Annotated in this window: 4 protein-coding genes; 1 reads left to right on the forward strand and 3 read right to left on the reverse strand. The window is 59.2% G+C overall.

The window, feature by feature from the left end; all coding sequences use genetic code 11:
* Nucleotides 1–718 (forward strand): hypothetical protein (locus A3754_RS28160; RefSeq protein WP_063521462.1); only part of this gene is annotated, 718 nt, incomplete at its 5' end.
* A gap of 214 nt (nt 719–932) precedes the next feature.
* Here A3754_RS28160 and gspD read toward each other — a convergent pair.
* The 3 genes from gspD to gspN all read right to left on the reverse strand — a co-directional run.
* Complete coding sequence (gspD, locus tag A3754_RS23150; protein ID WP_063521463.1) at nt 933–3,017, reverse strand: type II secretion system secretin GspD; 2,085 nt, start codon at nt 3,015–3,017, stop codon at nt 933–935.
* Between the two features lie 50 nt (nt 3,018–3,067).
* Nucleotides 3,068–3,928, reverse strand: a complete 861-nt coding sequence (locus tag A3754_RS23155) for a type II secretion system protein N (protein WP_063521464.1) — start codon at nt 3,926–3,928, stop codon at nt 3,068–3,070.
* 96 nt (nt 3,929–4,024) lie between these two features.
* The coding region (gene gspN / locus A3754_RS23160; protein ID WP_082904821.1) for a type II secretion system protein N at nt 4,025–4,722 on the reverse strand (698 nt) is incomplete at its 5' end.

The following is a 4,722-nucleotide window of genomic DNA, read 5'->3' on the forward strand; positions in this document are numbered from 1 at the left end:
GGTACTGAACCCGGCGGCCATGGATGAATTAAGCACCGCCTTATCCACACAGGAAGAGCGCCAGCTGAACCAGTTACTGGCAGAGAGACGCCAGGCCCAGGCTGTCGCCATGCTGGCCAACGACAGGCTGGAACAGCAGCTGGCCGACTTTCATGCGCCCCACGCCAAGCAGGAACGCCAGAAACTGGCCGAGGAGCGTCAGCAACTGATTCAGGACCTGACCACCCTGGGCGAATATTTCGGTGAGCGGGAACAGTGGATGCTGGCCCGCGACCTGCTGCGTTCCGCCCATCAACTGGCCCCCCAGGCCAAACCCTCCCCGGTCCTGGCACAGGCCCAGCAGGTACTGAACAACGAAGAACAGCGCGCCCGCGCCAAGCGTAACCTTGCTCTGCAAACCCAGGCAGAACAACTGATGAGCCGCTACCAGCGCAACGGTCAGCTGCAATCGCTGCTCGCCGCCCGCGCCTTCCTGAACCGGCACCCGGGCAACCCGGCTCTGGCAAGTCATCGCAAACGCCTGGAGCAATGGTGCCGTCGCCGGTTTGCGGAAGAGATGAATACAGGGGAGGCGCTCTACGCCCGCGGCCAGTATCGCGAGGCTTACCGAATCTGGAAACAGGTCGCCCCGCTGTATCCGGACAACGAAGAACTCAACAAGAAACTGGAACGCAGCCAGCGAGTGCTGAGCAACCTGCGCAGCCTCCAGCAATCCTGACCCTGACCGGGCACAACCATGACCGCATAAAAAGGTTCTTCGCACATTTGAGGGAAGGAGAGCGATCTGGTCGAAGGTCGAAGGTCGAACGTCAGAAGTCTGACGCCTGACTTCAGACGTATGACTCGCCAGCCTTCCTGCTAATCCACGATGAACATAAAAAAACGCGCCGAAGCGCGTTTTTTTAACTCGAACGAAGCAAGACCCGTCATAACTACAGGTCTGAATCTCCCTCCGCCTGACGATCCACCCCTGGAACCTTCCTGGGCTGTTTGTCCTCGATGTCCTTTTTGGTGGCCGGAATCGGCGCATCCTGCTCATTGAAGTAGGCATCACGGAAATCCTGCGGCACCGGTGTACGCCCTTCAAAAATATGATCCAGAGTCTGGGGAATCGGATTCTTCTCCACCTGCTCCAGTTCGCCATCATCGTTAAGACGGAACTGCAGGGCGGTGAGGCCCATGTACTTCTCGCGACTCATTTGTACCAGACGATCATTGTTGGCCAGAATCGTCGGTTTCAGGAAAACCATCAGGTTACTCTTCACCCGATCCTTGCTGGTAGACCGGAACAGGAAACCCAGCAGCGGGATGTCACCCAGCAGCGGCACCTTGCGCACCGTAACGCGAATATCGTCCTTGATCAGGCCACCCAGGGCGATGGTCTCAGCATCATCGGCCAGCACCGTACTTTGCAACTTGCGGGTCGTGGTAACGATATCCACGGCATCACCGGCGGAGTCCTTCACCGCAGAGTTTTCCTGCTCCAGCTCCAGACGAATGGTGGACAAGCCCGCCACATGCGGGGTCACTTTAAGTGTCAGCCCCACATCTTCACGCTGAATGGTAGTGAACGGATTGGATACCCCGGAACCCGTGTTGGTGCTTTGCCCGGTCACGAACGGCACATTCTCACCAACAACGATGGAGGCTTCTTCGTTATCCAGGGTCAGAATGCTCGGCGTGGACAGCAGATTCACATCTGACGAAGTGGAAAGTGCCTGAACCAGGGCACCCCACTTCAAGTCGCCGTTGGAATCGGTTTCACCCAGCCCGGCGGTAATACCATCGCCCAGGCTCAGACCAGAAGGATCATCAGTGGCCAGGGCCTGGACGATGGAATTGATACTCAACCCACCGCCACCAAAATTCACTGCGCCGACGCCACTTTCATTGCTGCCGCCCACGTACTGAAAGCCCAGGTTCTTACCCTGCTCGCCGGAGATCTCTACAATCGCCGCCTCAATCAGGATCTGCGCACGGCGCACATCCAGCTGGCTGATCACCGACTGCAGCTCACGCATCATGCTCGGTTCGGCCCGGATCACCAGCGCGTTCAGGGATTCATCTGCCTGAATGGACACTTTACTGTTATTGGATGATGCGGCTGTGGCGGTCTTGCTGTCGCCACCCGCCTTGGTCACCGATGCGCCATCGGCAAAATTCTTCAATAGCTCCGCCAGCGTCTTGGCATCGCCATGGCTAAGACGGATAACTTGCACACCACCATTATCCGTTTCTTCCGTGTCCAGGCTGCGGATCATCTGCACCATACGCTGACGGGTAACTCGATCCCCTTTGATAATCAGCCGATTGGTCCGCTCATCTGCCACCACGGTCACCCCGCCTTCCGGAGTTTTACCGCGACGACCGCCCGTCTGTGGCGTCAGGCTTTCCAGCATCTTCACCATGTCACCAGCGAAGGCATACTTGAGCTTGATCACCTGAACGTCTTCGGATTCCGCACTATCCAGGCTGGCAATTATCGCTTCCATGCGACGGATGTTGTCCATGTGATCACTGATGATCAGCGCATTGGCAGACCCCACCGCCGCCAGATGGCCGTACTGGGGCACCAATGGGCGCAGTACTGGCACCAACTCTTCCACCGGCGAGTTTTCCACCGGAATCACCCGGGTCACCAACTCTTCTCCACCGGCTGCATTCTCGCCCACCAGCGGCAGATTGCTCTGTTTGGCCGTGGTGTTGGGCACAATCTTGATGATGTCGCCGGCCGGCACCGCCGCATAGCCGTGGACCTGAAGCACGGACAGGAACAACTCATAGACTTCGCTGGAGGTAAGCGACTTGGTGGACACCACCGTCACGTCCCTGGCCCGGACCCGGGGGTCGACCACGAAGTTCTTGCCGGTCATGTCGGCCACCTGGCTGATAAACGCCTGAATATCCGCATTGCGGATATTCACCGTCCAGCTCTTGCCGTCATCACTGGCCTGCACTTCGTTCGTTGTCCGCGCATGGGCTGTGGTCGCCATGACGGCCGACAGTACCAACAGCATTATTATTCTTGATAGAGACGTTCTGAAAAAAGGCGTCATAAAACCACTCACTAAGGCGGATAGTTCACGGTAAATTGCTGGTCACCCCGTTGCACCACAATGGATGCCTGCTGGGTGTCCTGATACGAACGCAGAGCCGCCATGTCGTTGCTTTCTGTTCCCAGCGGGTGTCCGTTAACCGAGAGGATTACGTCATCGCTTTGCAGGCCAACCTGCGCAAGCAATTGTTTTGGAGCACGCTTGCCCAACCGGTAACCGGCGCTGCCACCATCAGTGACAGGCTCCAGCCCCAATTGGCCAATAATAGCGGTGCGCTGGCGTGCCAGATCGGCCCCGCCCCCATTGCCGTCTGGCACAGTGGGCGCCGGGCGCGGCGCGGGCTCGCGCGTCACTTCCGTCACACCGCCCAGGGCATTGTCGCTCCAGCGCAGCGTTTCCAGTCGACCCGCCCGGCGCAGGATCACCCGGTCGGGGTAAACCTCTTCCAGCTTGGCGTTACCGGGAATGCTGTCACCGATATGGTACAGCTCTCCCTCTTTACCTTTCTCGGCAATAATCGCCGTGGCGCGCTTGGTATCGGCATTCTGGAAGACCCCCAGCAGCTCCAGGCGCAGACGGGTATCGGGGGCGTCGGTGGGCTTGTCATTGCCGGTGCTGGCCACTGGCTCATAGTTTCCAAACAGTTGCCAGTTATCGATCTGGGCCTGGGAGAGGGTCGGGGCATCGCCAGATGAAGACACTTCCAGGCGAGTCCGGGTATTCGCAGGCACGGGCTCGCTGGGGCCATACCACAATAGCCATACGGTCTGCGCCAGCACATAGGCCAACGCGACCACCAGCAATACAGCGATCACCCACCGAAGCGGTGCGCCCCATTGCTGCTGCTTTCCCCAACTCGCCAGTTGCGACATAACCGTCCTGCGACTTCCTTTATCGTTATTGCCGATTACCGATATGGCAGAGGCTACAACCTACCGGATTCTACGGCTTATTATTGCAATATAGTGTTACTGACCACCCGGCAGGGCAAAAGGTTGCGACATCTGGAATACCACATCCTCCGGATTGCCTCCCTGGCTCACCCCCAACAGCATGGGCCAGGCTCGCCGCACTTCCAGTTCGAAGCGCCCATCTGCAAGCCGGGCATCCACCAACGACTCACTCTCCGGGCCCACCACCTGCAAGGCAGGTTGCTCATTGTCCATGCTCAAACGGCCTTGCAGCACCGGTACCGTTGCGGAGCCATTGCGGCCCCAGGTGACCGTGCCGCCGCCGTACTGCAGCGTGCCCTGCAATGCCTTGATCTTGCCATCACCAAAGGTAATCTGCATCAGGGTCGCGTCCACACGCCCGTCTGCACTGCCCTGGGGAATATGGTCAGCCACCAGCGCCACCGGCAACGACAGCCGGGTCTGCTGCAACTGCCAATCGCCCCAATCGGCGCCCAGCCAACCGGACAGACGCGCGGCGTCATCGTTGCTATGCATTTTCAACGCCAGGCCCGGCACCAGGCCGTGCCAGTCCAGCGCCCATTTCACCGAGCCCTGACGGCGTTGCCATTGCCAGTCAGCCTGCCCATCCCACCAGAGCCCCTGAGGGTTGGTCAGCACCAAGGGGGCACCACCGGGCCGCAAGGGCGGGACACGCTCCACCAACACAGCGGCCGGCATCAGCAGCAGCAAGAACAGTAGCAGACTGGCGCTGA

The sequence above is a fragment of the Alcanivorax sp. HI0083 genome (assembly GCF_001635175.1).